General features: G+C 68.8%; 1 protein-coding gene. It reads right to left on the bottom strand.

Features of this window, described 5'->3' with window-relative positions; genetic code table 11:
* Positions 1-21: 21 nt before the first annotated feature.
* Entirely contained in the window at positions 22-984 is a 963-nt protein-coding gene (locus PHA84_RS20655; RefSeq protein WP_270890026.1) for an IS481 family transposase, read from the bottom strand.
* Between the last annotated feature and the right edge of the window lie 109 nt (positions 985-1,093).

The raw sequence follows: 1,093 nt of genomic DNA, 5'->3' as shown, positions 1-1,093 counted from the left end.
TGTACCCGGCCGGCACGTTGGTTACAGGCGGCTGATCGGGGGTTTGCCGCCGAGTGCGCTGTGGCGGCGTTCAGTGTTGTAGTGCTCGAGCCAAGGCGCAAGGGCTGCGGTGCGGGCGGTGTTGCTGGTGAACGGCTGCCGGTAGGCCCATTCGGTGGCCAGGGTCCGGTTGAGGCGCTCGACCTTGCCGTTCTGCCACGGGCAGTGGGGCTTGATGAAGACCTGCTTGGCGTGCAGGGCCTCACATAAGCGCTTGATGTCCTTGGAGTAGCGGTAGGCGAACGCGTTGTCGGTCATCACCCGCTCGATCCGGGGGATTCCCTTGGCGGCGAAGTAGTCGGCGGCGCGGGCCAGGAACCCCGCGCAGGTCGGGCCCGTCTCATCGGGCAGGACCTCGGAGTACGCCAGCCGGCAGTGGTCATCGACCAACGAGTGGACGTAGTCGTAGCCGATCTTGGGGCGTTTGGTCTTCTCGGCCTGGGTCGCGGGCCGGCCCAGGGCCCGCCACCCGCCGCCGTCAGGAATCTTGCCGAGCTTCTTGACGTCCATGTGCACCAGCTCGCCCGGCCGCTCGCGCTCGTAGCGGACCGCGGTGGACTTCGAGGAACGGATCACCTGACCGGTCATCGGGTCACAGTCGCGCAGGTAGGCCACCCCATTTCGGCGCAGGATGCGGGACACGGTCCGGGCCGGGACCCCGACCCGGGGACCCAGCACATCCGGCCCCTGCCGGTAGGTGGCCCGGGCGGTCAGCACCTGCTGCTCGACCTCGGCGCTGGTGCGGGTGGGCATCGCGTGCGGTCGCGAGGACCGGTCCGCCAGCCCCGCCACCCCCTCACCGGCATGGCGGGTGATCCAGGTCCTGACGCACTTACGCGAGATCCCCATCGCCGCCGCGATGTGGGCCTGCTTCCAGCCAGCCCGGTGGCGTTCAACGATGAGCAGGCGGCCGTGAACGGTCAGACGGGCGTTACGGTGGGACACGAGAGCCTCCGGGGTGATGTGGGCCTTAGACAAGCCACACCCCACCCGGGGGCTCTCACCTCGTCAACACGACTCGCCTGCCACCAACCTCATGGCCGGGTACACCTAG

This window comes from Pedococcus sp. 5OH_020 (genome assembly GCF_027812955.1).
GTDB lineage: Bacteria > Actinomycetota > Actinomycetes > Actinomycetales > Dermatophilaceae > Pedococcus.
This window is presented reverse-complemented; position numbering and strand designations above follow the sequence as displayed.